The following is a 25,068-nucleotide window of genomic DNA, read 5'->3' as shown; positions in this document are numbered from 1 at the left end:
GCTGGTCTAGTCCAGATAGGTAACGTTGATGCGTGACGAGGCAATCAAGGCGGTAACCTCCATCGGCCTGGCGCTGCAAGAGCAGATCGATCATGGCCTGTTGCCGCCTGCCAGCAAACTGCCCGCCGAACGCAAGCTCAGCGAGTTGTTCGGGACCACCCGGATTACCGTGCGCGAAGCCTTGCTACAGCTTGAGGCCCAAGGGCAGATCTATCGCGAGGAGCGCAGGGGCTGGTTCGTTTCGCCACCCCGGCTGGCCTATAACCTGATGCAACGCAGCCACTTTCACGCGATGGTCAGCGACCAGGGGCGCGTGGCCTCCACTGAGGTCATTTGCGCGCGGCTGCAACCGGCGTCGGCGGCGGTGTGTGCGTGGCTGCAATTGCCGGCGTTGTCCAGCGTGATCCAGATTTGCCGGGCGCGCAGGATCGACGGGCGTCTGGTGCTGTACGTGGAGCACTACCTCAACCCCCACTATTTCCCGGGAATCCTGACGTGCGATTTGAATCAGTCGATGACCGAACTCTATGCACGCAAGTACGACTTGCACTACGGGCGGGTGCGTTTCGAGATCGTGCCGACCTCATTGCCGGTGGAAGCCGCCGCTGCGTTGCGCGTATCGGTGGGCAGCCCGGGCTTGCGGATCGCGCGGGTCAACTATGACCAGCACCAGCGCTTGATCGATTGCGACCTGGAGTTCTGGCGCCATGATGCGATTCATGTGGGGGTGGACGTCATGGCATCAGCGTCTTGATCACCTGATCCACATTGGTTTCCAGCTCTGTCACAGGATCAGCACCGTCTACGTTCAACACCAGCAGGCTGGCGCCGCCGGCACTGACAGCCGCTTTCACGGCCTCACTCGGCTGGCGGTGGTGCAGCACCAGCGCCACGTCATTGTCCTTCAACTGCGCACTGAGCGTTTGCAGCGCGTCAGGCGTCCAGTCTGCATCCGGACGTGCGTCGGTACTGAGCACTTCCAGGTTCAAGCTGCTGACCAGATAGGCAAAGTGATCGCTCAAGCTGACCACACTCAGATTATCGGCCCTGGCCAGGCGCGCCTCGCTGTCGGCGGTGAGCTTGAGCAGGCGTTGCTTGAGCGCGGCCAGGTTAGCGTCGATCTGCGCTTTGGCGCCCGGCGCCAGGCGGCTCAGGTCGGCCGCCAACACATCGGCCATGCGCCCCATATTGTTGCTCGACTGCCACGGTTGGCTGTTCAAGCCATCGCTGACGCCCGGCTGCACGGCGATGCCCGGCAAACCGCCGTCCACCGGGCGCGCAGCGTCGACTTCGACAATGCGGATGTTGCTGCGCCGCGCCACGGGGTACAGCGGATCATCCGCCCACAGCGAGCGCAGGCCGATGGCGGCATCGGCATCCTGGGCCAGTTGGCTCAGTGCCGGCGCACCGCGCCCGGTGAAGTAGGACACTTGCCGCGTACCGGGCAAATTGGCGGGTGCCGCGCGTTCGAGCTGCACGTCGGAGCCTTTGAGCAGCATGTCGGCGAGGCCGTAGGTGATCGGCAATGAAGCCAGCACCTTGACCGGCTTTACCGCTTTGGCCTTGGTCAGCGCGGCATGACCAAGGCCATGGTTGGCAACGAAGTCCCTGGTTTGAAAGCCATCCACGACGGCGAGCGCCGAGGTGCTGAGCAAGCAGGCAATGGTCAGGGCCAGTGGGCGAAAGACAGGGCGCATTATCCAAGATTCCCTTTGAGGCTGGGCACGGTGCCGCGCGCGATGGCGGCGAAGGCGAAGGCGATGCCGGCAACCAGAATGATCGCGGCACCGGACGGCACAGGCAGGTCGAAGATGATCGGCAGCAGGATGCCGCACAGGGTACTGACGGTAGCGATTGCCACCGAAACCCAGAAGAAGCCCTTGAGCGACTGGCTCAACAGCCGCGCCGCCGCCGCCGGAATTACCAGCAGGGCACCGACGAGGATGGCCCCGATCACCTTGACCGCAGCGACGGTGATCAGCGTCACCAGAATCACGAACAGATAGTCCAGGGTTTTCACCGCCACGCCGCGCACTGCCGCCAACTGCGGGTTGAAGCTGGCGAGCATGATGCGGTTGTACAGCGGCAACGCCAGGGCCATCACCAGCGCACCGACCACCGCCAGCACCAGCAAGTCGTTGCCGTTGACCGTCAGCACCGAGCCAAACAGCACGTTTTCCAGAATGTGCACATTGATCTTGCCGGCCAGGATCAACAGCAGGCTGGCGCCCAGCGCCAGGGACACCGACAGAAACACGCCGATCAGCGTATCCGGCGCCAGGCCGGTTCGGTTGCGCAGGTAATTGAGCAGGATGCCGAACAGCAGGCAGTAGCCGAACAGGCTGCCGTAGGGCCCGGTGTAGGGTTCACCGAGCAGGATGCCCACGGCCACGCCGGTCAGTGCGGCATGGCCGACCGCTTCGGAGAAAAACGCAAAGCGCTTGACCACCACCAGCGTGCCCAGTCCGCCCAATACCGGGCCGATCAGCAACCCGGCGAGCAGCGCGTTGACCACAAAACCGTAAGCCAGCGCCTCCGGCAAATAGCCGGAAGACGCCCAGCCCTGGACCATCAAGCGAAACGCTTCATAACTCATTGCGCCCGACTCCGAGGGTGAGTGGAAAACAGGGTCAGCAGGCGATCCGGGGTCAGCGCTTGCTCAGGCGTGGCGTCGAACAGCACGCGCCGGTTCAAGCCGGTCACTTGGTCGGCCAGACGGCCAACGGCTTCAAGGTCATGCTCGATCCACAGCACGGTGATTCCGGCCAGGCGCCAGTCGCTGAGCAAGCGTTCGAACACCTGGATACCGGCCTCGTCCAGCGCCGACATCGGCTCATCCAGCACCAGCAATTGCGGCGCCGGAATCAGGCCCTGGGCCAGCAACACGCGCTGGCGCTCGCCACCGGACAGCGCACCCATGCGCCGCTTGCGTTTGTCCTGCATGCCGACCCGCTCCAGTGCCTCGCCAATCGCACCGGCGTAGTGCCGGGACAGGCCAAGAAACGCCGGCCTTCGCTGGCACATGGCAGCCATGAAATCATCCACGGTCATCGGCAAACCGCGGTCGAACTCCAGGGCCTGGGGCACGTAGCCAATGGTGCCGGGCGTGGCCGGCCATTCCAGGCTCAATCGGCCCTGATGCGGTGTTTGTCCCAGCAGGGTCTTGATCAGTGAACTCTTGCCGCCGCCATTCGGCCCGACCAGCGCGTGGATGCTGCCGGGCTGTACCTGGAAACTCACGCCATCGAGAATCACGGTACGACCCAGGGTCAGCGAGACGTTGTCGAAGTCCAGCGTCGGGCCGTTGCTCACAATGTTCAGGTGTTCTGCCGCCGTCATGTCCCCGACTCCTGGATCGCCCGGACCACAGTATTGAGGTTGCCGGTCATTTCCACTTCGTACTTCTGGGCGCTGTATTCGCCGTAGGAAATATGTGACAGCGGATACAGCTTGACCCCGGATTCACGCTGGATTGTGTCGACATAGGAAGACGGGAAATCCATTTCCGAGAAGATCACTTTCACGTCCAGGGCGCGCAGTTCATCGATGGTTTTCTTCAACTGGCTGGGACTCGGTTCGATGCCGTGGGCCGGTTCGACCACGGCGGTGACTTCCAGGCCGAACTCGCGCAGCAGGTAATCGTAGGCCGCGTGTACCGTGGCCACGCGCAGGTCGGGGTTGGGGGCGCTGGTCAGCTTGGCCAGGGCATCGGCGCGCATCTGGCGCAGACGTTTGCCGTAGGCGCGGGCGTTCTGGGTGTAGGTCTTGGCGTTGTCCGGGTCGAGCTTGCCCAACTCGCGGGCAATGTTATTGACCTGGGCAATCGACGCACTGATCGACAGGAACGTGTGCGGGTTGACCACCTTGCCCGCACCGCGTGCGGCGTTGCCGGTGGCGGCCAGCAGCGGCACATTGGCGTTGGCTTCGATCACCGGGATGTCCGGGCGCTCGCTGGTGGCGATCATGCGGTCGGCGAAGTCGTCATGGCCGACGCCATTGAGCACGATCACGTCCAGGGTGCCGATGCGCTTGATGTCTTCGGCGCGCGGCTCGTAGGCATGGGGGTTGAAGCCCGCCGGAATCAGCGGCACCACCTCGGCCTTGTCGCCGACGATGTTGGCCACGTAGCTGTAGTAAGGGTGCAAGGTGATGCCGATGCGCAAGCGTTTGCTCGCCTCGGCGTTCGCCAGGGGAGCGAGGATCAGGCTGAACAGACCAACCAGCAACAGGCGCAACAGGGGAGATGAAATGGACATGGGCAATCGGTCTTCTCGTTCAGTGGCGGTGCTGGCGGGTCACGCCGGCATCGAATTGCGCGACCACTTGCTGCCAGCCGGCAGCGATCAGCGCCTGGTCAGTGAGGTCGGAGGGGACGGCCAGGTGTTTGCCACGGTTGAGCCAGATATCCGGCTCGGTGCCTTGCACGCGCATCAACAGCGAGCCACTGGTGTCGGTGGCCTGGCTCAAGCCCAGGTAGGTCGAGGGCGCGAGCAGTTGCCAGCGATGACCGCCACGGCTGACGGAACTGGCGTCCTGGGCGAACGGCGCAAAGCCTTCTTCTGCCAATTGGTCCGGCGTCGGCAGGGCGTCCTGCTCTTGCTGCAGCAAACGGATTTCATCCAGGGTCACCCGCAGGTCGGCGTAGATGCCTTGTTCGGCGGCGCTCAGGTCACGTCGGGCATCCAGTTGGTGGCTGGGCACTGCTGCGACCTCTTGGGTTTCACCGTGCCAGGCCACCACCGTTCCCGCCACCGCAAGGATGATCAGGCACAGCACGAGCACATAGAGGGTTTCATGCCCCGCGCCGGCCGGGCGCACTACCTGTACGGTACTCATGGTGCCTGGATATCCGCTTGGTCGATTTCCACCACGTGACCGGGGCCGGCATCGAACAGTACATAGAATTCGGCCGTGGGTTTCTTGAAGGTCAGGGTCGAATCCTCACCGAGCTTGCCCGGCACCAGGATGGTCTCGTCGTAGCCGATCACATCCAGGGTCACCCCCGGAGCGCCGCTGCCGTCGGAGAACCCGCCCTTGCACTGGATCTGCTCGCCGGGGATTTCCTTGCATTCGCACATCGGGTTGTGAGCGAGGGCAAGTTGACTGACGCCGGCACTGAGCAACAGTGCGCAACCAGCCCGAGTCAGGCGCTTGAATATCATGGTTTAACTCCTTGCTTGTTCAGCCAGGCAATGGTGGCAGGCGAGGCCTGGCTCAGCGGGATGGAACCCTGGTGCATAGTGCCGTCCCAGCCTTCCATGGTGACCCACAGCTCGGCATCGATCGGCGTGCGTTCCGGCACCGGCACGATGGCGCCCATGCGGTACGGCGTACCGAAGAAGATCACCCCGGCGGCCCGCAGGCTGCGGGGCTTGCCGATGCGCAGGTAAGTGGCCTTGACCTGCTCGGCACAGGTGGCGCACAGGGCGGCGTTGAACGCTTTCATCGGGCCGGCCGGGTCCGGGCGCGGGCCTTCGTTGCGAAACTCGGCGAGGGTCAGGCTCCAGGGGCCGACTTGAATGTCCCCGGCGACCCGCTCGCCAATGCCGGCATCCCCGCGAAACAGGGCGGCGTCGGCAAAATACTTGGGCATGAAGCCCAGCGGCACCAGCAACAGCAGGATGTTTATATGGAAACGCCACTTCAGCCACCAGGCCCGCAGGGATGAAGAGGGTTTGGCCGCGACTCTGCTCATCAGTGAGTCTCCGAGGTTTCAGCCTGCAGGGCTGGGGTGGGCACAGGCCGGCGCGGGGTCTTGGCCTCGCGCTTGAGGGCGTTGAGGGTGGCCAGGGCGGTGCGCTTGGTCCAGATCAGCAAGCCACTCAACACCATCATGCTCAGCACCAGACCGAAGAAGGCCCAGATCAGCTTGATCCACAGTCCGCCAAAGTCACCGGTGTGCAGCGGGCGCATGGACTCGGTGACGAACTCCAGCGCGGTGCGGTCGGACAGCAGGTGCGAAACGGCGATTTCACCGCTGTAGGGGTTCAGTTGCGCGGTCTGGAACATCAGCGGGTACCAGCCGCGCCCGCCGATCTGCAGGTGGCTGTAGGCATTGAGCGGCAGGAAGGCAAAGGTGGCTTCCAGTCCGGGGATGCGCTGGGTGGCGATCTTGATCGCGTCGTCCAGGGCAATCATCGGAGCCGGCACGCCGGGTGCGGACAGCGGCACCTTTTCCCGGGCAATCACCGGCACGATGGGCTCGCTGGAAATGGAGATCTGGTTGTCACCCAGAATCGCCTGGATCAGGAACCAGGTGCCGGTAATGGAAATGACGGCGATGAACCAGATCGACCAGATACCGCTCAGGCGGTGGAAGTCGCCCCAGAAAATCCGCGCGCCGTGGCGGATGCGCAGGGTGGGGCGCAAAAAACCTTTCCAGAAACGCTTGTACACCACAAGGCCCGTGATCAACGAGGCCAGCAACGGCAGTCCGAGCAGCGACACCAGGTACCAACCCCAGCTGTAGCCATTGGTGAACGGCACCAGCCACCAGCCATGCAGGGCGCGGGTGAATTGCTGGAAGTCGAATGCCGGGCTGATGCCCTGGAGGGCGCCCGTGTAGGGGTTGGCATAGGCATCGACCGAACGCCCGTCCGGATAGCTGAGGCCGACCATCAACGCGAAGTGCGATTCGTCGGGACGGATGATTGAGCGCACGATGACCTGAGGCTCGTCGCGCTTGATGGCGGCGATCACCTGATCAAAGCTCAGCGGTTGGGCGTCATCCGACGGCTTGCTCGCGCGGATATCCGGGTTGGCCAGCCAGACGATTTCCTGGCTGACCACCGCCAGGGTGCCGGTGACGCAGACGATCAGGACAAAGAACCAGATGGGCAACGCCAACCAGCTGTGTACGAGAAACCAGAGTTTTGAGCGTGACTTCTTCGACATGTGGATGAGGGTCTTGATGGAAGGGGCGATGGAGGCCCGGAAAAGGCCGGTCGTAGCTTTTGCTGACGCGACGGGCTGTATCTAAGTTAAGACGAATGAGAATGAGAAATCCCTAAGCGGGAAATGAAAGAAAATGTTTCAGGCGCACAGGCGGCCGTACGCATGGGCACCGATCGTGCGTGATGGCACCGAGGGGCCGGGTGCAGGCCAGGTGCGCGTCGAGGCAGAGTAATACGCGCCGAACTACGTAGTTATATAAGTATAAAAATACTGTTGCGGGAGGCTGAACGAAGTATTCACGGTGTTATTTACTTTTTAAATGAATGCGTTTTAACGGCTGACTGCCTATGTTTGCGGGAGGTGGACGCAGGCGTGGTTGGAATCCTGAAAAAAACAAGGGATATTCTATTGACGCTGTCGAACGCTTCGGCTTAAGTAGGTGTCGGCATGGAAGTCAGATAATTTTAAAAAAAAGGAAGTGTGTTAAATGACCGTCTCCGTCGCTTATCCGACCCCCTCTATAACAAGTTGTTATTGCTTTTCAACGTGGCTGATTGCATCGGCCATTTGATCGCCGCCTGCCGCCCAAGTCGATTGTCATTGTTGCGAATATCGCTGTTCCCGCCAGGGAAGGGCACGCGTTCATTTGCCTGAACAGAGAGTACCTACTCATGTCGATTTTTGATCAAGAAATTCACCGCTCGGTGCAGTGGCAGGACTGGCGCTGGCAGCAGAAGAATGCCTTGCGTGATGAGCCGACGCTTCGCGCTGCCTGCGGTGGTTGGGGCGAGGAAACGACTGCGCACATCGAACATAACCTGCTCGGGCGCAAGATGCAGATCACGCCTTACTACATCGATCTGATCAAGCGTTCCCTCACCAGTGGCACAGTCATGGACCACCCGCTGTGGCGGCAAGTGGTGCCGTACTGGAGTGAGCAGATCGAGGGTGATTACGATGGCACTTCCGAGAACTGGGAGCTGGGCCATGAAATGAAGACGCCCATCTGCCAGCACAAGTACGACAATCGCGTCATCCTGCGCACCACCAATACCTGCAATGCCTATTGCCAGTTCTGCTTCGAAGCGCTGCGCACGTTGCAGGTGGGCACTGACAAGGCCAACGCCAGCCGGGATTCCTTCATGGAATCGGTGGAGTACATCCGCGCCAACCCGACCATCGAAGAAGTGATTCTCAGCGGCGGCGATCCGCTGATGCTGGCCGACCGCAAGCTTGAAGAGTACCTGGCCGCACTGCGCGGAATCAGTGACGACCTGCTGATCCGCGTTCACTCGCGGGCCTTGAGTTTCAACCCGTTTCGCGTGACCGATGAGTTGATCGCGATGTTGGAAAAGTACAAGGTCAATGCGTTTGGCGTGCACGTCTGCCATCCGCTCGAACTCAGCGCTGACTTTGCGGTGGCGGTCAAACGTATTCAGGGCGTGGTGCCGATCGTGTTTTCCAACATGCCGTTGTTGCGCGGCGTCAACGACGATGAAGCGACCCTGCATAAACTGTTTATCGATCTTTATCGTTTGGGTGTGAAGCCTTATTACTTATATCACTTCATGCCGTTTTCACCCGGGGCGTCGGAATACAAGGCCTCGATCAGTCAGGCCATCGCCATCATGGATCGCCTCAAGCGGCGAGTGTCCAATATCGCCCTGCCGGAATATGTTCTACCGCACGCCCAAGGCAAGTTTACGGTGCCGCTGCTGGACTTTGAAAAACCTGAGGACTTGCCGTACTTCGAAGTTCGCGATGGACAGCGCCATTACCGATTCCGTAACTGGGAAGGGCAGTGGTGCAGTTGGCAGGATGCCTGAATCAACTTATGCACTGAGGCGGTATTAAGCATGAAACAAGACGCCATCCTTTTTATCGATGTCGATGACAGTACATCTGTTCGTTATAACTACCGGGAGCCACACTTCGCGGCTGCCCGCGCCGAGGGCCTGGTGTGTCTGACGGCGGGCGTCGCAGGGCGCAGGCATGTGCAAAGGCTCAGGGATGACAGTGATGCGGTGTTCCTGCTCGACGCCCTCAACGAGCAGGCCATTCTGGAGTTGGTCGGCCAGCTCGATGGGCAGTATCAGATTCGCGGGATTTTCTGCCAGGCCGGCCATCCGTCTGCGCTGGGCGAAGTCGGCTGTATCGTTGCGCGGGCTTCCCAGCGTCTGGGCCTGGTGCACAGCCGCCCCGAGGCAGTTGCGGCGTGCAACAACAAGTTCCTGATGCGCAAGAGGCTGAAACAGCACGCCATTGCCTCGGTGCCGTTTGCGCTGTGCAATAACGAAGAGCAACTCCAGCAACAGGCTGAACGGGTCGGCTACCCGCTGATCGCCAAACCGCCGTTTGGCGGCGCTTCGGCGTTTATCAGGAAATGCGCCAATTGGGCGGAACTGCGCAGCCACTACGCGCTGTTTGTCAAAGACCACGCCACGGCGGCGTACGCGGATTTCTATGGCTGTGCGCAGACTTTACTGGAGGACGACGGCCAACGGCATGACTACATTCCCGGGCGCAGTCTCCTGCTGGAGGGCTACATCCCGGGTATCGAAGGCAGCGTGGAGTGTGTGGTGGCTGGCGAGCGTGTGCATCCACTGCTGATCAACGAAAAACTGTTGCTGACCGAGCGCAGTGGCACGGTTCTCGAAAACCTGCTGATTTCCCCTCCGACCTCCTTCACCGACCGTGAGTGCGAGCAGATCCGCGCGTACGCCGTGGCGTGCCTGAACGCGGTCGGCCTGACCAACGCCGTGGTGCATTTCGAGTTCCGCATGACCCCGCAGGGCCCTGTGGTGATCGAGATCAACCCGCGCGTGGGCGGGCTCTATGTGAACGCGGCGTTTCGCGATCTGGCCGGTATCGATCCCTATCAGCTGTATCTTTCGTTGCTGACGGGCGGCCAGGGGATCGCCGCGCAGTTGGAAGCGGGCGCACGCAAGGTGGCCGAGGCCGGGCAACATTACGCGATGCTGGCGATCTACCCGCAGCACAGCGGTCGGTTTCAGGGCATTGAGGGCGTGGAGTTCCTCGAGCAGAACGTCGCGGTGCTCGAGTATGCCCAGCAGGAGCCGGGGCACATGATCGATGCGGATATCGAGGAGCACTATCTGCTCAAGTGCTGGGCCAGGGTTGCAGGCGCTGGCGATGCGCGCGCACTGCATGATGCGGTCGGCCAGCACTTGCGCGTCATCATCGACAACCCGGTGGCAGGCTAGCGATATGGATATCCCGACAGTTTCCGCGCACTTGCGCGAGCACCATTACTGCCATCGCCCTGACTTTGGCGAGTTGGTCAGTGTCGAGGCGGGCGAAGAGCAGAGCTTTCGCGCGTACTGGGCCAACCTGGTGCGCGACGAAGCGTTCAAGGCCTACACCCATCGCGAGCGGCGTATTCTGCGCTATCGTTTATCACCCTCACGGCAGTTGCAGATCGACAGGAGAACCGCGTTCAAGTCGCCGGTCACCTACGCCGTCAACTATCGCCAGGGGGTGAACCATTTGAGCTACAGCGAGGAAGGCTTTATCGAACATCCGCTGATGCGCAAGCTGTTGGCCACCGACCTGGCGGTGATCGCACCGCACCTGGGCGAGCGGAGTCATACCATCGACATCCACCAGTTCCGTGTGCGGGCGGACGCGCAAGCGTGCAGCCCCACTACGTCGGGGATTCACCAGGATGGTCTGGATTGGGTGTTCATGCATTTTATCGGCGAGCACAACACGCTGCCGGTGGTCTCGGAAGTGTTTACCAGTGATGAGGAACACAGTCGCGTGTTGAATCTGCCGATGACGCGCTTTTTGGAAACCATCGTGATCGATGACCGAGGGCTCTATCACCGCGCCGGCGATGTGCGGCCAAAGGTCGAGTCGACACCGGCCTGGCGCGACATACTGCTGGTCAGCCTGCGCAGCGTGCCGGATGATCAAGCGGCGCTGCCTGCATGAGCCACGATCAACAGTTATACCTGTCGATCCGCAACGCGCGGCTGATCATCTTCGCTCGCGGCGTGTCGGACTTTGGCGCCTTCCTCAACATGGTGGCCTTGTCCACCTATGTCTACTGGCTCAGCCAAAGCGTGGTGTTCGTCAGCATCTTCCTGGCGTGCCGCGTGACTGGTGGCATTGCCGCGAGCCTGTTCGGCATCCCGTTTTTCCGGCGTTTCGCCGGGCGCGGCACCTTGGCCGGGCTGGACCTGGCGCGAGCACTGTTGCTGATGCCGTTGCTGCTGCTGATCCCAGCGCATCAACTCAGTCTGCTGCCGTTCATCGCCTTTGGCATCGGCCTGTGCAATTCGCTGTTTGCCATCGGCCTCAACAGCCAGTTGCCCACCTGGGTTGCCCTTGAGCAGCGGGTTGATACCAACGCCTGGATCACCTCGGCGGCCGCGACCGGCGCGGTGTTCGGCAGCTTGCTGTCGGGGCTGCTGATTGCCACGGGGGGATTCGAGGCGGTATTCGCGGCGAATATCGGCACCTATGTGATAGCCGCTTGCCTGGTCATGCCACTGCGGGGGTTGTACAGCGCTACCGTCGCCACGCATCGCGCTCTTTCGGCCGAGTGGCAGGCGTTGACCAAGGGACTGCGCGGCGCGCCGGTGCTGGCCGCCATGTTGTTGATCAGCATGCTCGACACCCTCGGCAGCGCGGCGCATAACGTCGGCTGGCCGGTGCTGTCCCAGTACATTTCCCCGGACACGGCCAAGACGGTGATGGGGTATCTGCTGGCGGTCTGGGCCTGTGGCAAGTTTATCGGGGCGCGTATCGCCAGTGCGCTGTTGAAGGGGCGCGGCACGCCAAGCATGGAGCGGTTGTTCATGTTTGGGGTGGCGCTGATGTCCAGCGGCTTTATCCTGACCTTCCAGCAAACCGAATTGTGGCTGGCGCTGCTGTTGGTGGTGTGGGCAGGGTTGGGGGACGGGCTGTCCGAAGTGGCGCTGGTCTCCCGCGCGCAAAGCGAGCCAGATAGCTTGCGCCTGCCGCTGTTCAGCTTGTTGACCCTGATTCAGATGGCAGGTTTTGGTGTAGGGATGCTGGTGGTCGGGCCGTTCTATGTGACGTGGACGCCGGCCCAGGTGATCGTGCTGTTCCACGGGCTGCCGCTGACGGCGTTGGCAGTGATGACCTTGTGGCTGGGCTGCACGGCTTACCGGGACCGGCCGGACGCGTCGGGGTCACCGCCCACGCGTTGATCGCCACTGTGGCAAGGGAACTGGCGTCCGCGCAGCGCCCACAGGGATCGGGTCGGCCACTCAGGATTGTGCAGTAGGCTCCAGCAACTGCGCACCCGGCCCGCGCTCACCGAGTTGGTCGCCCTGGTTGCGCAGCGGGCACGCCTCCATCGACAGGCACCCGCAGCCTATGCAGCCATCGAGTTTGTCGCGCAGCAGCGACAATTTGTTGATCCGCTCATCCAGGTCTTCCCGCCAGCGTGCCGACAGGCGTGCCCAATCCTTGGCAGTGGGCGTTCGGCCATCGGGCAATGCCTGCAACGCCTCGCCAATGGTCGCCAGCGGAATTCCCAGGCGCTGGGCGATCTTGATCACCACCACCCGCCGCAACACATCCCGTGGGTAGCGCCGCTGGTTGCCGGCGTTGCGATGGCTTTTGATCAGCCCCTTGGTTTCGTAGAAATGCAGGGCGGTGACGGCCACGCCGCTGCGAGCAGCCAATTGGCCAACGGTGAGTTCCTTGTTGAGCATAAAAACCCCGATTCAGCGCTTGACCTTGACTTAACTAGAGGTTTTACCCTGCATGGCACTGGATCGCAAGATTCTGCCTACAAAGAAAGGGGAGTGTTCATGCAGTTATCAGAGAAAAGTCGCAGCTTCACACAGTTGATCGAATTTCAGATCGACCCGCGCCAGCAATCTGCCCTGGTGGCGGCCTTGTCCCTGCAAAGCGAGCGACTGGCGCAAAGCTATGGCGGCTTTTTGAGTGCGAGCGTGCAGGTCAGCGATGACGGGCGGCGGGTGCTCAACTACCTGCAATGGCAATCCCGTGAGGATGGCGAGGCGGCCTTCAGGCGCTTCGAGCAAGGCGGCGAGGAATTCTGGACGCTGATTCGAGTGCACCGGGCCCAGGCGGTGATCTTTGATTCGTTCCAGGTGCTGCGCAGTTTTGAGCGCAGCCATGACGACGCCTTGCACTGCCGCCTAAATGGATAGATGCAGCATTCGCTCGCCCTGCAGGTTTGCCCCAGGCCTGCGCTTGTTCACCGCCAACTCGCCGATCTTGATCAGCCGCGCGCGCGTGACGTTGCGGCTCAAACCCAGGAGGCTGGCGGTATGCACCTGGTTATAGTGGCTGAAGCGATAAGCGGCGCGTAACAGCGCGTCCTCGACCTTTTCGTGCAAGGCGCCGGCCTGTTCCTCGAACAGTTTTTGAAAGGCGCGCGCAAGCAGTGCGTCGGCGCTGTTGTCGGTGCCTTGCTGGCTGTCGTCCTGGCGCTCGATGCGCAGGTTCGACAGGCGCAGATCATCGCGTTCGATCACGCTGTTGCGGCAGATCAGCAGCGTGTGATGAATCACGTTTTCCAGCTCGCGAATATTGCCCGGCCAGCTGTAGCTCCTGAGTTTGTGTTCCGCCTCGCGGCTGATGGTGATCGGGCCATAACCCAGGCGTCGGCTGTAGGCGTCGATGAAGTGTCGGGTCAGCGGCAGGACATCGCCGGGGCGCTCGCGCAGTGGGCTGAGCTCCAGGCTGACTACGTCGAGGCGGTAGTAAAGGTCTTCGCGGAAATGCCCGGCGTTGATGGCTTTTTCCAGTTGTACATTGGTTGCCGCCAGTACCCGCACGTCGATAGGAATACTCTTGCGCGAGCCCAGGCGTACCACTTCACGTTCCTGCAGCACCCGAAGCAGCTTGACCTGAATCGCCAGGGGCAAATCGCCGATTTCATCAAGGAACAAGGTGCCGCCATCGGCCTCTTCGAACCAGCCCGCCTTGGCACAGAGGGCGCCGGTAAAGGCGCCTTTTTCGTGGCCGAACAGCTCGGCTTCGACAAGGGATTCAGAAAACGCCCCGCAGTTAACCGCCACGAATGGCCGGTTGCGCCGCGCGCTGAGCGTGTGGATGTGCCGCGCTACCAGTTCCTTGCCGGTGCCGGTTTCGCCGATGATCAGCACGCTGGCTTCGCTGGGGGCCACTTGCTGGATGTGATCGAGCAGGGCCTTGGATTTCGGGTCTTCGAATACTTGGGCCGTGGCACGGATGGAGGTCGCGAGGGCGGGCGAGGGGGGGAGGGTTAGTAACTGCATGGACACCTCTCTTGGAAATAAAATGCGGGAAATGCCTTTGGCGAGACGTAGCAACGTTGGTGGGCAGCGTTGTTTATAGAGGGATTCTTATATTCCGTAAATTAATTGATTTACATATTTATAGATCTTAAAAGAATAAATGGTTGTGCTTATCGAGCCTGCCGTAACGGTTGATAGCGACTATCGAGGACGGTGATTTTTCAGCGTGCGGGGGCCGGAGTAGCCTGTGTTCATTGATTCGACACCTCCTTTGCAGGGCCACCGCCATGATCCGTTCACTCGCTGTTTCGCTGTTGCTTGTCACCTCTGTCCTCGCCGGATGCGCGACCCATCCATCCCCTGAGCTGCGCCCTTACACGGCGCAGGAAACCCAGCAACTGGCGCTCGAAGCGCTGAGTCGTCGGGGTTTGTCATTCGATGACTATCAACGCCAGCGCGCGGCACTGACCGGCCAGCCACAGCAGTCTTTCGGTTTTGATCATCAGGGCGAAATGAATGCCGAGCGCAGCGTAGCCCTGAAGGATCGCCCCAGTTGAGCGGCGCTGTTGCGGTGAAGAACCCGGGTTTCCCATAAGGAATCTCGGGTTTTTTGTTTTCCATGCTGTGACTTCAGCCTGTTAAGCTGAATTTCAGGAGCGTTCCGACGCACATTTTCATACAGTGGTCCTTCTTTAACGGCATCCGATCAGTTAAATCTGACAACCTCTGTTCTGTTCGATGCCCCCGCGACACTGCTCTCGGGAACACGCTCTGCGAGTTTTTAACGCCATGAATAAACGTCCGTTGTATTTCGACTACGCCGCCACTACGCCGGTGGATGAGCGAGTCATCCAGGTGATGGTTGAGTGTCTGGGCTTCAATGCCAATTTCGGTAATCCTGCGTCCAGCTCCCACGCGTTCGGCCAGGCGGCCCGGCGAACGGTTGAGCAGGCGCGTGAGCAGGTGGCCGAACTGGTCGGCGCCCAGCCCGAGCAGATTGTCTGGACCTCCGGCGCCACCGAGTCCAATAACCTGGCGATCAAAGGCGTGGCCCAGGCCCGTGGCGTAACGGGCGGGCATATCATCACCAGCCAGATCGAACACAAGGCGACGCTCGACACCGCGCGGCAATTGCAGGAAGCCGGGGTGGCGGTGACCTACCTGGTGCCCGATGCCGAAGGCCTGATCAGTGTCGAAGCCGTCAGTGAGGCATTGCGTGAAGACACCTTTCTGGTGTCGCTGATGCTGGTCAATAACGAACTGGGCACGTTGAGCGATATCCCGGCCATCGGCGCGCGGGTGCGTGAACAGGGGGCGTTGTTCCATGTGGACGCGGCTCAGGGCGCGGGCAAGGTCGCGATCGACCTGGCGCAGTGGCCGGTGGACTTGATGTCGTTTTCGGCCCACAAGCTCTACGGTCCGAAAGGTATCGGCGCGTTGTACGTGGGGCCCAGGGCGCAGCAGAAGGTATTGGCGCAGATTCATGGCGGCGGTCATGAGGGCGGCTTGCGTTCGGGGACCCTGGCGACTCACCAGATCGCGGGCATGGGCACGGCGTTCGCCCTGGCGGCGGCGTCTTTTGCCGAGGAGAAGGCACACATCGCGGCCTTGCGTCAGCGTCTGCTGGATCAATTGGGGTCGATTGCGGGCGTGCGCCTCAACGGCAGCCCTGTACAGCGAATTCCCCACACCCTGAGCCTTACGTTCAGCGAAGGCGAATTCAACGCCAGTGCGTTGAGCGCCGGTATTGCCTTTTCGGCGACTTCAGCGTGCAATTCGGCCAGCAACGCGCCGTCCCATGTGCTTCTGGCCCTGGGGCATGACGCTCGCAGCGCCGCCCGTACCATTCGCTTGAGTCTCGGCCGGTTTACTACCGAGCGGGATATCGACGAAGCGGCACAACTGATCAAGTCGACCCTGGCCAGCGCACCGGCGTTCTGGGCCGTCTGAAACGTATCCGCAGTCCATAACAATTATTAGTGGTTAGCAGGAGACACAATGAGTACGCAGCCTTTGACCCATGGAACGGTTCCCCAGCGCCTGGCGCAGACCCGTGAGCTGATGCGCCAAGAGGGCATTCACGCCCTGCTGGTGCCGTCCGCGGATCCGCATTTGTCCGAGTACCTGCCGGGATACTGGCAGGGGCGCCAATGGTTGTCGGGCTTTCATGGTTCGGTGGGAACGCTGATCGTCACCGCGGATTTTGCCGGTGTGTGGGCCGACAGCCGTTACTGGGAACAGGCGACCAAGGAACTCAAAGGCAGTGGCATCGAGCTGGTCAAACTGCAACCGGGCCAACCCGGCCCCCTGGAGTGGCTGGCTGAACAAACCCCGGAAGGCGGCGTGGTGGCCGTGGATGGCGCGGTAATGGCCGTGGCGTCGGCACGGACCCTGGGTGGCAAGCTGGCTGAGCGTGGTGCGCGCTTGCGTACCGATGTCGACCTGCTCAATGACGTCTGGCATGACCGCCCGGCGCTGCCGAACCAGCCGATCTATCAGCATTTGCCCCCGCAAGCGACCCTCAGCCGTGGCGAGAAACTCGCGGCCCTGCGCGCCAGCCTGAAAGACAACGGTGCTGACTGGCATTTCATCGCGACACTGGATGACATCGCCTGGTTGTTTAACCTGCGCGGTGGCGATGTGTCGTTCAATCCGGTATTCGTGTCTTTCGCCTTGATCAATCAGCAGCAGGCCACCCTGTTCGTGGCGCTGAGCAAAGTCGATGCCCAACTGCGGGCGGCGCTCGAGCGCGATGGCGTGACCGTACGCGACTACAGTGACGTGGCCGACGCGCTGCGAGCTGTACCGGCAGGGGCAAGTCTGCAAATTGATCCGGCACGCGTCACGGCCGGTCTACTGGAACATCTCGACGCCGGTGTGAAGCGGGTGGAAGGTTTGAACCCGACCACCCTGGCCAAGTCGCGTAAAAGCCTGGCTGATGCCGAACATATCCGTCAGGCCATGGAGCAGGACGGCGCCGCCTTGTGCGAATTTTTCGCCTGGCTGGAAACGGCCCTGGGGCGCGAGCGCATTACCGAGTTGACTATCGACGAGCGTCTGACCGCGGCGCGTACCCGTCGTCCGGGTTATGTATCGCTGAGTTTCAACACCATCGCGGCCTTCAATGCCAACGGCGCGATGCCGCACTACCACGCCACGCCGGAAGAACATGCGGTGATCGAAGGCGATGGCTTGTTGCTGATCGACTCGGGTGGCCAGTACCTGGGTGGCACGACGGATATCACGCGGATGGTACCCATCGGTACGCCGAGTGAAGAGCAGAAACGCGATTGCACGCGGGTGCTCAAGGGCGTGATTGCCTTGTCCCGTGCCCATTTCCCCAAAGGCATCCTGTCGCCGCTGCTCGATGCCATCGCACGTGCGCCGATCTGGGCCGAAGGCGTGGATTACGGTCATGGTACGGGGCACGGTGTAGGGTATTTCCTCAACGTGCACGAGGGGCCGCAAGTGATCGCCTACCAGGCGTTGGCCGCACCGCAGACGGCGATGCAGCCGGGCATGATTACTTCGATCGAGCCGGGTACCTACCGCCCTGGGCGTTGGGGCGTGCGGATCGAGAACCTGGTGTTGAACCGTGAAGCGGGGACGACCGAGTTTGGTGAATTCCTCAAGTTCGAAACACTGACGCTGTGCCCGATCGACACCCGTTGCCTGGAGCCGTCCTTGCTCAGTACTGATGAGCGCGAGTGGTTCAACGCTTATCATGCCCAGGTGCGCGAGCGTTTGAGCCCGTTGCTCAGTGGCGATGCGCTCGAGTGGTTGCAGGTGCGTACAGCGGCGATCTGATTCAGGACTGGCTCAGGGCTTCGCGCACGAAATCCACACGGTCCTGACCGAAAACAGCGTCGCATTGCCGGCGCTGACTACCAGTGCGACGTTCTTGTTGTGCGTCGCTCAGGTACCTATTTGCAAATGACGATCATGCTGCGGCTGGTGTAGCCGGCAGGGTTGAGGCCGAAGGGGTAATCCCCTGGCTCCTCGGAATTGTCGCCGGATTTGGCGATAACCCGATATCCCTTGGCACCACATGAATTGGCTGCGCTGGTGTAGCACTGGTCCCAGGAGGAGGACAGGCCCGAACAGTTGATATGCAGCCCTTTCTTGCCCCGTTTCACTTCTGTTTTAGTGGTCGCGGCACAACCAGCAATGCCTACGACCAGCAACAGTATCAAAATTCGATTCATTCCAATCCTTAAATAGCCGCTTCGCAAAAGGATCGAAGTCGGCTTTTACTCGCTCTCGAGCGTAGCGTTCATGCTGTCCGTGTCGAACTTCTCCATGAAGGACATTCGTTTTACGAGCCTAAACATGGCCTAAATGAGCGTTAAATACCAGAGCTGCCTGCAAACAGCGTCAGTCGGCGGGTACCAGCGGTTTGGATTCGTTGCGCATTGTCAGCGTCGCACCGACAGAGGCCAGGATAATGCAGGTGATGGCCAGCCATTGCGCGAGCGTCAGTTGCTCATGCAGGAAGAACAGACCGGAGAGGGCGCCGAACGCCGGCTCGATACTCATCAGGGTACCGAAAGTGCGAGCGGGCAGGCGGGTGAGCGCAACCATTTCCAATGTGTAGGGCAGTGCCGTAGACAAGATAGCCACGCCGATGGCGACAGGAATCAGCGCGGGGGTCAGCAACGCGGTACCGGCGTGCACGATGCCGATGGGTGCGACGAATAAAGCAGCGATCATTACGCCGAGCGCGGCGGTTTGCACGCCGTTATCGTTACCCGCCTTTTGGCCGAACAGAATGTAAAGCGCCCAGCAAACGCCGGCGCCGAGTGCATACGCGGCACCCACCACGTCAATGCCACTGCTGGCTTGTCCCATCGGAATCAACAGGAGCAAACCGATGATCGCCAGCGCGACCCACAAAAAGTCCACTGCCCGGCGCGATGCATAGATGGCGACGGCGAGCGGGCCCGTGAATTCCAGGGCGACCGCAATACCCAGGGGGACGGTGCGCAGCGACATATAGAAGAGAAAGTTCATGCCGCCCAGCGCCATGCCGTAGACAACGACCGTGCGCAGGGACCTGGCCGTCAGCTTGGCACGCCATGGGCGCAATAGAAGCAGCATGATCACGCTGGCGAAGATCAAGCGCAGGGTGGTAGTTCCTTGCGCACCAATAATCGGGAACATGCTTTTGGCCAGCGAGGCGCCGGACTGGATGGATGCCATCGCGATCAACAGCAGGCCAACGGGGAAGAGTGCGCAGGCCAGGCTGCGGGGTGGGGTAGTCATTGAAGGTGTTGTCCGAAGTCATATATAGAAGGGCAGAGGGATTATGATGCTTAACGGTCACGGATTGAGCAATATATTGCTCAGTTGAGCAAGGGCTGAGGGGGTTTAAACGGGATTGATAGAAAGTTCACATTAACGGTTGACGTAGAATTTTATCTGTCTATAATTCGCCCCACTTCCGGCGCAGTCGAAACGGAAAACTCCTTGGTAAACAACGAGTTAAGCAGTTTTCGACAGCAAGTTGCTTCAGTTCAGCGAAGCCAGCAGGAAGTTGAAAAAGAGGTGTTGACAGCAGCGTGTAACGCTGTATAATTCGCCTCCCGCTTACGAGAGATCGCAAGCGCAAGTGGTTGAAGTTGTTGAAGAAATCTTCGAAAACTTCTGAAAATAACCACTTGACAGCAAATGAGGCTGCTGTAGAATGCGCGCCTCGTTTGAGACGAAAGATCTTAACCAACCGCTCTTTAACAACTGAATCAAGCAATTCGTGTGGGTGCTTGTGGAGTCAGACTGATAGTCAACAAGATTATCAGCATCACAAGTTACTCCGCGAGAAATCAAAGATGTAACCAACGATTGCTGAGCCAAGTTTAGGGTTTCTTAAAAACCCAAAGATGTTTGAACTGAAGAGTTTGATCATGGCTCAGATTGAACGCTGGCGGCAGGCCTAACACATGCAAGTCGAGCGGTAGAGAGAAGCTTGCTTCTCTTGAGAGCGGCGGACGGGTGAGTAAAGCCTAGGAATCTGCCTGGTAGTGGGGGATAACGTTCGGAAACGGACGCTAATACCGCATACGTCCTACGGGAGAAAGCAGGGGACCTTCGGGCCTTGCGCTATCAGATGAGCCTAGGTCGGATTAGCTAGTTGGTGAGGTAATGGCTCACCAAGGCGACGATCCGTAACTGGTCTGAGAGGATGATCAGTCACACTGGAACTGAGACACGGTCCAGACTCCTACGGGAGGCAGCAGTGGGGAATATTGGACAATGGGCGAAAGCCTGATCCAGCCATGCCGCGTGTGTGAAGAAGGTCTTCGGATTGTAAAGCACTTTAAGTTGGGAGGAAGGGCAGTTACCTAATACGTGATTGTTTTGACGTTACCGACAGAATAAGCACCGGCTAACTCTGTGCCAGCAGCCGCGGTAATACAGAGGGTGCAAGCGTTAATCGGAATTACTGGGCGTAAAGCGCGCGTAGGTGGTTTGTTAAGTTGGATGTGAAATCCCCGGGCTCAACCTGGGAACTGCATTCAAAACTGACTGACTAGAGTGTGGTAGAGGGTGGTGGAATTTCCTGTGTAGCGGTGAAATGCGTAGATATAGGAAGGAACACCAGTGGCGAAGGCGACCACCTGGACCAACACTGACACTGAGGTGCGAAAGCGTGGGGAGCAAACAGGATTAGATACCCTGGTAGTCCACGCCGTAAACGATGTCAACTAGCCGTTGGGAGCCTTGAGCTCTTAGTGGCGCAGCTAACGCATTAAGTTGACCGCCTGGGGAGTACGGCCGCAAGGTTAAAACTCAAATGAATTGACGGGGGCCCGCACAAGCGGTGGAGCATGTGGTTTAATTCGAAGCAACGCGAAGAACCTTACCAGGCCTTGACATCCAATGAACTTTCTAGAGATAGATTGGTGCCTTCGGGAACATTGAGACAGGTGCTGCATGGCTGTCGTCAGCTCGTGTCGTGAGATGTTGGGTTAAGTCCCGTAACGAGCGCAACCCTTGTCCTTAGTTACCAGCACGTTATGGTGGGCACTCTAAGGAGACTGCCGGTGACAAACCGGAGGAAGGTGGGGATGACGTCAAGTCATCATGGCCCTTACGGCCTGGGCTACACACGTGCTACAATGGTCGGTACAGAGGGTTGCCAAGCCGCGAGGTGGAGCTAATCCCACAAAACCGATCGTAGTCCGGATCGCAGTCTGCAACTCGACTGCGTGAAGTCGGAATCGCTAGTAATCGCGAATCAGAATGTCGCGGTGAATACGTTCCCGGGCCTTGTACACACCGCCCGTCACACCATGGGAGTGGGTTGCACCAGAAGTAGCTAGTCTAACCTTCGGGAGGACGGTTACCACGGTGTGATTCATGACTGGGGTGAAGTCGTAACAAGGTAGCCGTAGGGGAACCTGCGGCTGGATCACCTCCTTAATCGACGACATCAGCTGCTCCATAAGTTCCCACACGAATTGCTTGATTCATTGAAGAAGACGATAGAAGCAGCTTCAAGCTTTGAGCTACAAGCTTCAAGTTTGATTGCGTAACGCATCAAAATTGGGTCTGTAGCTCAGTTGGTTAGAGCGCACCCCTGATAAGGGTGAGGTCGGCAGTTCGAATCTGCCCAGACCCACCAATTTTAGTGTCGCAACCCGTTTAAAAGCGGGGCCATAGCTCAGCTGGGAGAGCGCCTGCCTTGCACGCAGGAGGTCAACGGTTCGATCCCGTTTGGCTCCACCATTAACTGCTTCTGCTGTTAGAGTTTAGAAATGAATATTCTGAAGTGAATATTGATTTCTAGTCTTTGATTAGATCGTTCTTTAAAAATTTGGGTATGTGATAGAAAGATAGACTGAACGTTACTTTCACTGGTAACGGATCAGGCTAAGGTAAAATTTGTGAGTTCTCTTAACGAGAAATTCGAATTTTCGGCGAATGTTGTCTTCACAGTATAACCAGATTGCTTGGGGTTATATGGTCAAGTGAAGAAGCGCATACGGTGGATGCCTTGGCAGTCAGAGGCGATGAAAGACGTGGTAGCCTGCGAAAAGCTTCGGGGAGTCGGCAAACAGACTTTGATCCGGAGATGTCTGAATGGGGGAACCCAGCCATCATAAGATGGTTATCTTACGCTGAATACATAGGCGTAAGAGGCGAACCAGGGGAACTGAAACATCTAAGTACCCTGAGGAAAAGAAATCAACCGAGATTCCCTTAGTAGTGGCGAGCGAACGGGGACTAGCCCTTAAGTGGCTTTGAGATTAGCGGAACGCTCTGGAAAGTGCGGCCATAGTGGGTGATAGCCCTGTACGCGAAAATCTCTTAGTCATGAAATCGAGTAGGACGGAGCACGAGAAACTTTGTCTGAATATGGGGGGACCATCCTCCAAGGCTAAATACTACTGACTGACCGATAGTGAACTAGTACCGTGAGGGAAAGGCGAAAAGAACCCCGGAGAGGGGAGTGAAATAGATCCTGAAACCGTATGCGTACAAGCAGTGGGAGCCCACTTTGTTGGGTGACTGCGTACCTTTTGTATAATGGGTCAGCGACTTATTTTCAGTGGCGAGCTTAACCGAATAGGGGAGGCGTAGCGAAAGCGAGTCTTAATAGGGCGTCTAGTCGCTGGGAATAGACCCGAAACCGGGCGATCTATCCATGGGCAGGTTGAAGGTTGGGTAACACTAACTGGAGGACCGAACCGACTACCGTTGAAAAGTTAGCGGATGACCTGTGGATCGGAGTGAAAGGCTAATCAAGCTCGGAGATAGCTGGTTCTCCTCGAAAGCTATTTAGGTAGCGCCTCATGTATCACTGTAGGGGGTAGAGCACTGTTTCGGCTAGGGGGTCATCCCGACTTACCAAACCGATGCAAACTCCGAATACCTACAAGTGCCGAGCATGGGAGACACACGGCGGGTGCTAACGTCCGTCGTGAAAAGGGAAACAACCCAGACCGTCAGCTAAGGTCCCAAAGTTATGGTTAAGTGGGAAACGATGTGGGAAGGCTTAGACAGCTAGGAGGTTGGCTTAGAAGCAGCCACCCTTTAAAGAAAGCGTAATAGCTCACTAGTCGAGTCGGCCTGCGCGGAAGATGTAACGGGGCTCAAACCATACACCGAAGCTACGGGTATCACGTAAGTGATGCGGTAGAGGAGCGTTCTGTAAGCCTGTGAAGGTGAGTTGAGAAGCTTGCTGGAGGTATCAGAAGTGCGAATGCTGACATGAGTAACGACAATGGGTGTGAAAAACACCCACGCCGAAAGACCAAGGTTTCCTGCGCAACGTTAATCGACGCAGGGTTAGTCGGTCCCTAAGGCGAGGCTGAAAAGCGTAGTCGATGGAAAACAGGTTAATATTCCTGTACTTCTGGTTATTGCGATGGAGGGACGGAGAAGGCTAGGCCAGCTTGGCGTTGGTTGTCCAAGTTTAAGGTGGTAGGCTGAGATCTTAGGTAAATCCGGGATCTTAAGGCCGAGAGCTGATGACGAGTTATCTTTTAGATGACGAAGTGGTTGATGCCATGCTTCCAAGAAAAGCTTCTAAGCTTCAGGTAACCAGGAACCGTACCCCAAACCGACACAGGTGGTTGGGTAGAGAATACCAAGGCGCTTGAGAGAACTCGGGTGAAGGAACTAGGCAAAATGGCACCGTAACTTCGGGAGAAGGTGCGCCGGTGAGGGTGAAGGACTTGCTCCGTAAGCTCATGCCGGTCGAAGATACCAGGCCGCTGCGACTGTTTATTAAAAACACAGCACTCTGCAAACACGAAAGTGGACGTATAGGGTGTGACGCCTGCCCGGTGCCGGAAGGTTAATTGATGGGGTTAGCTAACGCGAAGCTCTTGATCGAAGCCCCGGTAAACGGCGGCCGTAACTATAACGGTCCTAAGGTAGCGAAATTCCTTGTCGGGTAAGTTCCGACCTGCACGAATGGCGTAACGATGGCGGCGCTGTCTCCACCCGAGACTCAGTGAAATTGAAATCGCTGTGAAGATGCAGTGTATCCGCGGCTAGACGGAAAGACCCCGTGAACCTTTACTATAGCTTTGCACTGGACTTTGAATTTGCTTGTGTAGGATAGGTGGGAGGCTTTGAAGCGTGGACGCCAGTCTGCGTGGAGCCAACCTTGAAATACCACCCTGGCAACTTTGAGGTTCTAACTCAGGTCCGTTATCCGGATCGAGGACAGTGTATGGTGGGTAGTTTGACTGGGGCGGTCTCCTCCTAAAGAGTAACGGAGGAGTACGAAGGTGCGCTCAGACCGGTCGGAAATCGGTCGTAGAGTATAAAGGCAAAAGCGCGCTTGACTGCGAGACAGACACGTCGAGCAGGTACGAAAGTAGGTCTTAGTGATCCGGTGGTTCTGTATGGAAGGGCCATCGCTCAACGGATAAAAGGTACTCCGGGGATAACAGGCTGATACCGCCCAAGAGTTCATATCGACGGCGGTGTTTGGCACCTCGATGTCGGCTCATCACATCCTGGGGCTGAAGCCGGTCCCAAGGGTATGGCTGTTCGCCATTTAAAGTGGTACGCGAGCTGGGTTTAGAACGTCGTGAGACAGTTCGGTCCCTATCTGCCGTGGACGTTTGAGATTTGAGAGGGGCTGCTCCTAGTACGAGAGGACCGGAGTGGACGAACCTCTGGTGTTCCGGTTGTCACGCCAGTGGCATTGCCGGGTAGCTATGTTCGGAATAGATAACCGCTGAAAGCATCTAAGCGGGAAACTAGCCTCAAGATGAGATCTCACTGGAACCTTGAGTTCCCTGAAGGGCCGTCGAAGACTACGACGTTGATAGGTTGGGTGTGTAAGCGCTGTGAGGCGTTGAGCTAACCAATACTAATTGCCCGTGAGGCTTGACCATATAACACCCAAGCAATTTGACTACTCTAACGAGCATCAGATTGCGGTGTGTGAAGACGAGATGAACCGAAAGTTCGA

General features: G+C 58.9%; 21 protein-coding genes, 2 tRNA genes and 2 rRNA genes. 13 read left to right on the top strand and 12 right to left on the bottom strand.

What is annotated here, in order from left to right:
• Positions 1-28: 28 nt before the first annotated feature.
• Positions 29-754, top strand: coding sequence for a UTRA domain-containing protein (locus BFQ04_RS12555; RefSeq protein ID WP_065951108.1), 726 nt, complete (start codon positions 29-31; stop codon positions 752-754).
• Here BFQ04_RS12555 and BFQ04_RS12550 read toward each other — a convergent pair.
• The 8 genes from BFQ04_RS12550 to BFQ04_RS12515 are packed head-to-tail and all read right to left on the bottom strand — an operon-like array spanning position 735 to position 6,894.
• Positions 735-1,697, bottom strand: coding sequence for a metal ABC transporter substrate-binding protein (locus BFQ04_RS12550; RefSeq protein ID WP_065951107.1), 963 nt, complete (start codon positions 1,695-1,697; stop codon positions 735-737). The two genes, BFQ04_RS12555 and BFQ04_RS12550, sit on opposite strands and share 20 nt — an antisense overlap.
• Positions 1,697-2,596, bottom strand: a complete 900-nt coding sequence (locus tag BFQ04_RS12545; RefSeq protein ID WP_065951106.1) for a metal ABC transporter permease — start codon at positions 2,594-2,596, stop codon at positions 1,697-1,699. The genes BFQ04_RS12550 and BFQ04_RS12545 overlap by 1 nt, the downstream gene beginning before the upstream one ends.
• Positions 2,593-3,339: a metal ABC transporter ATP-binding protein gene (locus tag BFQ04_RS12540; protein WP_065951105.1), complete on the bottom strand. Its 747-nt coding sequence runs from the start codon at positions 3,337-3,339 to the stop codon at positions 2,593-2,595. Before BFQ04_RS12540 ends, BFQ04_RS12545 begins: the two co-directional genes overlap by 4 nt.
• A complete protein-coding gene (locus tag BFQ04_RS12535; protein ID WP_065951104.1) occupies positions 3,336-4,256 on the bottom strand; it encodes a metal ABC transporter substrate-binding protein in 921 nt (306 codons plus the stop codon). Before BFQ04_RS12535 ends, BFQ04_RS12540 begins: the two co-directional genes overlap by 4 nt.
• Positions 4,257-4,275: 19 nt before the next feature.
• Positions 4,276-4,836 carry a DUF6162 family protein gene (locus BFQ04_RS12530; RefSeq protein ID WP_065951103.1) on the bottom strand — a complete coding sequence of 187 codons (561 nt, stop codon included), beginning with the start codon at positions 4,834-4,836 and terminating at the stop codon, positions 4,276-4,278.
• Positions 4,833-5,162, bottom strand: a complete 330-nt coding sequence (locus BFQ04_RS12525) for a hypothetical protein (protein WP_065951102.1) — start codon at positions 5,160-5,162, stop codon at positions 4,833-4,835. The genes BFQ04_RS12530 and BFQ04_RS12525 overlap by 4 nt, the downstream gene beginning before the upstream one ends.
• Entirely contained in the window at positions 5,159-5,695 is a 537-nt protein-coding gene (locus BFQ04_RS12520) for a thiamine pyrophosphate-binding protein (protein WP_065951101.1), read from the bottom strand. Before BFQ04_RS12520 ends, BFQ04_RS12525 begins: the two co-directional genes overlap by 4 nt.
• The gene (locus BFQ04_RS12515; protein ID WP_065951100.1) at positions 5,695-6,894 is read right to left on the bottom strand and encodes a PepSY-associated TM helix domain-containing protein; all 1,200 of its coding nucleotides are present in this window, start codon (positions 6,892-6,894) and stop codon (positions 5,695-5,697) included. Before BFQ04_RS12515 ends, BFQ04_RS12520 begins: the two co-directional genes overlap by 1 nt.
• A gap of 671 nt (positions 6,895-7,565) precedes the next feature.
• Between BFQ04_RS12515 and BFQ04_RS12510 the strand changes: the two genes are divergently transcribed.
• Genes BFQ04_RS12510 through BFQ04_RS12495 form a run of 4 tightly spaced genes read left to right on the top strand, consistent with a single transcriptional unit; the run spans position 7,566 to position 12,092 of the window.
• Positions 7,566-8,720, top strand: coding sequence for a KamA family radical SAM protein (locus BFQ04_RS12510; protein ID WP_065951099.1), 1,155 nt, complete (start codon positions 7,566-7,568; stop codon positions 8,718-8,720).
• Between the two features lie 30 nt (positions 8,721-8,750).
• A complete protein-coding gene (locus tag BFQ04_RS12505; protein ID WP_065951098.1) occupies positions 8,751-10,118 on the top strand; it encodes an ATP-grasp domain-containing protein in 1,368 nt (455 codons plus the stop codon).
• 4 nt (positions 10,119-10,122) lie between these two features.
• Positions 10,123-10,848 (top strand): 2OG-Fe dioxygenase family protein, encoded by a 726-nt coding sequence (locus BFQ04_RS12500; protein ID WP_065951097.1) that lies wholly within the window; start codon positions 10,123-10,125, stop codon positions 10,846-10,848.
• Complete coding sequence (locus BFQ04_RS12495) at positions 10,845-12,092, top strand: MFS transporter (RefSeq protein ID WP_065951096.1); 1,248 nt, start codon at positions 10,845-10,847, stop codon at positions 12,090-12,092. The genes BFQ04_RS12500 and BFQ04_RS12495 overlap by 4 nt, the downstream gene beginning before the upstream one ends.
• 60 nt (positions 12,093-12,152) lie before the next feature.
• On the opposite strand, the gene soxR is transcribed toward BFQ04_RS12495, so the two are convergent.
• Positions 12,153-12,602 (bottom strand): redox-sensitive transcriptional activator SoxR, encoded by a 450-nt coding sequence (gene soxR / locus BFQ04_RS12490; protein WP_065951095.1) that lies wholly within the window; start codon positions 12,600-12,602, stop codon positions 12,153-12,155.
• A gap of 99 nt (positions 12,603-12,701) precedes the next feature.
• Between soxR and BFQ04_RS12485 the strand changes: the two genes are divergently transcribed.
• On the top strand, positions 12,702-13,067 hold the full coding sequence (locus BFQ04_RS12485) for an antibiotic biosynthesis monooxygenase (RefSeq protein WP_065951145.1): 366 nt from the start codon (positions 12,702-12,704) through the stop codon (positions 13,065-13,067).
• On the opposite strand, the gene BFQ04_RS12480 is transcribed toward BFQ04_RS12485, so the two are convergent.
• On the bottom strand, positions 13,056-14,159 hold the full coding sequence (locus tag BFQ04_RS12480) for a sigma-54 interaction domain-containing protein (protein WP_065951094.1): 1,104 nt from the start codon (positions 14,157-14,159) through the stop codon (positions 13,056-13,058). The two genes, BFQ04_RS12485 and BFQ04_RS12480, sit on opposite strands and share 12 nt — an antisense overlap.
• Before the next feature lie 266 nt (positions 14,160-14,425).
• Between BFQ04_RS12480 and BFQ04_RS12475 the strand changes: the two genes are divergently transcribed.
• From BFQ04_RS12475 to BFQ04_RS12465, 3 genes are all read left to right on the top strand, one after another.
• Complete coding sequence (locus BFQ04_RS12475) at positions 14,426-14,695, top strand: hypothetical protein (RefSeq protein WP_065951093.1); 270 nt, start codon at positions 14,426-14,428, stop codon at positions 14,693-14,695.
• 232 nt (positions 14,696-14,927) lie between these two features.
• The gene (locus BFQ04_RS12470) at positions 14,928-16,088 is read left to right on the top strand and encodes a cysteine desulfurase family protein (protein ID WP_065951092.1); all 1,161 of its coding nucleotides are present in this window, start codon (positions 14,928-14,930) and stop codon (positions 16,086-16,088) included.
• Between the two features lie 48 nt (positions 16,089-16,136).
• On the top strand, positions 16,137-17,945 hold the full coding sequence (locus tag BFQ04_RS12465; RefSeq protein WP_065951091.1) for an aminopeptidase P family protein: 1,809 nt from the start codon (positions 16,137-16,139) through the stop codon (positions 17,943-17,945).
• A gap of 116 nt (positions 17,946-18,061) precedes the next feature.
• Here the strand turns inward: BFQ04_RS12465 and BFQ04_RS12460 are convergent, their stop codons facing one another.
• Both BFQ04_RS12460 and rhtA read right to left on the bottom strand, forming a co-directional pair.
• Complete coding sequence (locus BFQ04_RS12460; RefSeq protein WP_065951090.1) at positions 18,062-18,343, bottom strand: hypothetical protein; 282 nt, start codon at positions 18,341-18,343, stop codon at positions 18,062-18,064.
• A gap of 169 nt (positions 18,344-18,512) precedes the next feature.
• Positions 18,513-19,400 carry a threonine/homoserine exporter RhtA gene (rhtA, locus tag BFQ04_RS12455; RefSeq protein ID WP_065951089.1) on the bottom strand — a complete coding sequence of 296 codons (888 nt, stop codon included), beginning with the start codon at positions 19,398-19,400 and terminating at the stop codon, positions 18,513-18,515.
• 620 nt (positions 19,401-20,020) lie between these two features.
• Between rhtA and BFQ04_RS12450 the strand changes: the two genes are divergently transcribed.
• From BFQ04_RS12450 to BFQ04_RS12435, 4 genes are all read left to right on the top strand, one after another.
• A 16S ribosomal RNA gene (locus tag BFQ04_RS12450) occupies positions 20,021-21,557 on the top strand.
• Positions 21,558-21,682: 125 nt separating this feature from the next.
• Positions 21,683-21,759: transfer RNA gene (locus BFQ04_RS12445), tRNA-Ile, on the top strand.
• A 28-nt stretch (positions 21,760-21,787) separates the two neighbouring features.
• Positions 21,788-21,863: transfer RNA gene (locus tag BFQ04_RS12440), tRNA-Ala, on the top strand.
• A gap of 236 nt (positions 21,864-22,099) precedes the next feature.
• Positions 22,100-24,991 (top strand): 23S ribosomal RNA (locus BFQ04_RS12435).
• Together the 16S and 23S rRNA genes with 2 tRNA genes alongside form the textbook arrangement of a ribosomal RNA operon.
• Positions 24,992-25,068 lie beyond the last annotated feature (77 nt).

The organism is Pseudomonas sp. 37 R 15, from assembly GCF_900004865.1.
GTDB classification, from domain to species: Bacteria; Pseudomonadota; Gammaproteobacteria; order Pseudomonadales; family Pseudomonadaceae; genus Aquipseudomonas; species Aquipseudomonas fluorescens_AM.
The sequence above is the reverse complement of the archived record's forward strand: the minus strand, read 5'-3'. Positions and strand labels throughout refer to the sequence as shown.

Excerpts from the sequence above, each read along its gene's own strand:
- BFQ04_RS12555 (WP_065951108.1), top strand. The coding sequence starts at position 29 with ATGCGTGACGAGGCAATCAAGGCGGTAACCTCCATCGGCCTGGCGCTG.
- BFQ04_RS12540 (WP_065951105.1), bottom strand. The coding sequence starts at position 3,339 with ATGACGGCGGCAGAACACCTGAACATTGTGAGCAACGGCCCGACGCTG.
- BFQ04_RS12485 (WP_065951145.1), top strand. The coding sequence starts at position 12,702 with ATGCAGTTATCAGAGAAAAGTCGCAGCTTCACACAGTTGATCGAATTT.
- BFQ04_RS12460 (WP_065951090.1), bottom strand. The coding sequence starts at position 18,343 with ATGAATCGAATTTTGATACTGTTGCTGGTCGTAGGCATTGCTGGTTGT.
- rhtA (WP_065951089.1), bottom strand. The coding sequence starts at position 19,400 with ATGACTACCCCACCCCGCAGCCTGGCCTGCGCACTCTTCCCCGTTGGC.
- BFQ04_RS12480 (WP_065951094.1), bottom strand. The coding sequence starts at position 14,159 with ATGCAGTTACTAACCCTCCCCCCCTCGCCCGCCCTCGCGACCTCCATC.
- BFQ04_RS12525 (WP_065951102.1), bottom strand. The coding sequence starts at position 5,162 with ATGATATTCAAGCGCCTGACTCGGGCTGGTTGCGCACTGTTGCTCAGT.
- BFQ04_RS12500 (WP_065951097.1), top strand. The coding sequence starts at position 10,123 with ATGGATATCCCGACAGTTTCCGCGCACTTGCGCGAGCACCATTACTGC.
- soxR (WP_065951095.1), bottom strand. The coding sequence starts at position 12,602 with ATGCTCAACAAGGAACTCACCGTTGGCCAATTGGCTGCTCGCAGCGGC.
- BFQ04_RS12515 (WP_065951100.1), bottom strand. The coding sequence starts at position 6,894 with ATGTCGAAGAAGTCACGCTCAAAACTCTGGTTTCTCGTACACAGCTGG.
- BFQ04_RS12505 (WP_065951098.1), top strand. The coding sequence starts at position 8,751 with ATGAAACAAGACGCCATCCTTTTTATCGATGTCGATGACAGTACATCT.
- BFQ04_RS12470 (WP_065951092.1), top strand. The coding sequence starts at position 14,928 with ATGAATAAACGTCCGTTGTATTTCGACTACGCCGCCACTACGCCGGTG.
- BFQ04_RS12545 (WP_065951106.1), bottom strand. The coding sequence starts at position 2,596 with ATGAGTTATGAAGCGTTTCGCTTGATGGTCCAGGGCTGGGCGTCTTCC.
- BFQ04_RS12465 (WP_065951091.1), top strand. The coding sequence starts at position 16,137 with ATGAGTACGCAGCCTTTGACCCATGGAACGGTTCCCCAGCGCCTGGCG.
- BFQ04_RS12510 (WP_065951099.1), top strand. The coding sequence starts at position 7,566 with ATGTCGATTTTTGATCAAGAAATTCACCGCTCGGTGCAGTGGCAGGAC.
- BFQ04_RS12550 (WP_065951107.1), bottom strand. The coding sequence starts at position 1,697 with ATGCGCCCTGTCTTTCGCCCACTGGCCCTGACCATTGCCTGCTTGCTC.
- BFQ04_RS12535 (WP_065951104.1), bottom strand. The coding sequence starts at position 4,256 with ATGTCCATTTCATCTCCCCTGTTGCGCCTGTTGCTGGTTGGTCTGTTC.
- BFQ04_RS12495 (WP_065951096.1), top strand. The coding sequence starts at position 10,845 with ATGAGCCACGATCAACAGTTATACCTGTCGATCCGCAACGCGCGGCTG.
- BFQ04_RS12475 (WP_065951093.1), top strand. The coding sequence starts at position 14,426 with ATGATCCGTTCACTCGCTGTTTCGCTGTTGCTTGTCACCTCTGTCCTC.
- BFQ04_RS12520 (WP_065951101.1), bottom strand. The coding sequence starts at position 5,695 with ATGAGCAGAGTCGCGGCCAAACCCTCTTCATCCCTGCGGGCCTGGTGG.
- BFQ04_RS12530 (WP_065951103.1), bottom strand. The coding sequence starts at position 4,836 with ATGAGTACCGTACAGGTAGTGCGCCCGGCCGGCGCGGGGCATGAAACC.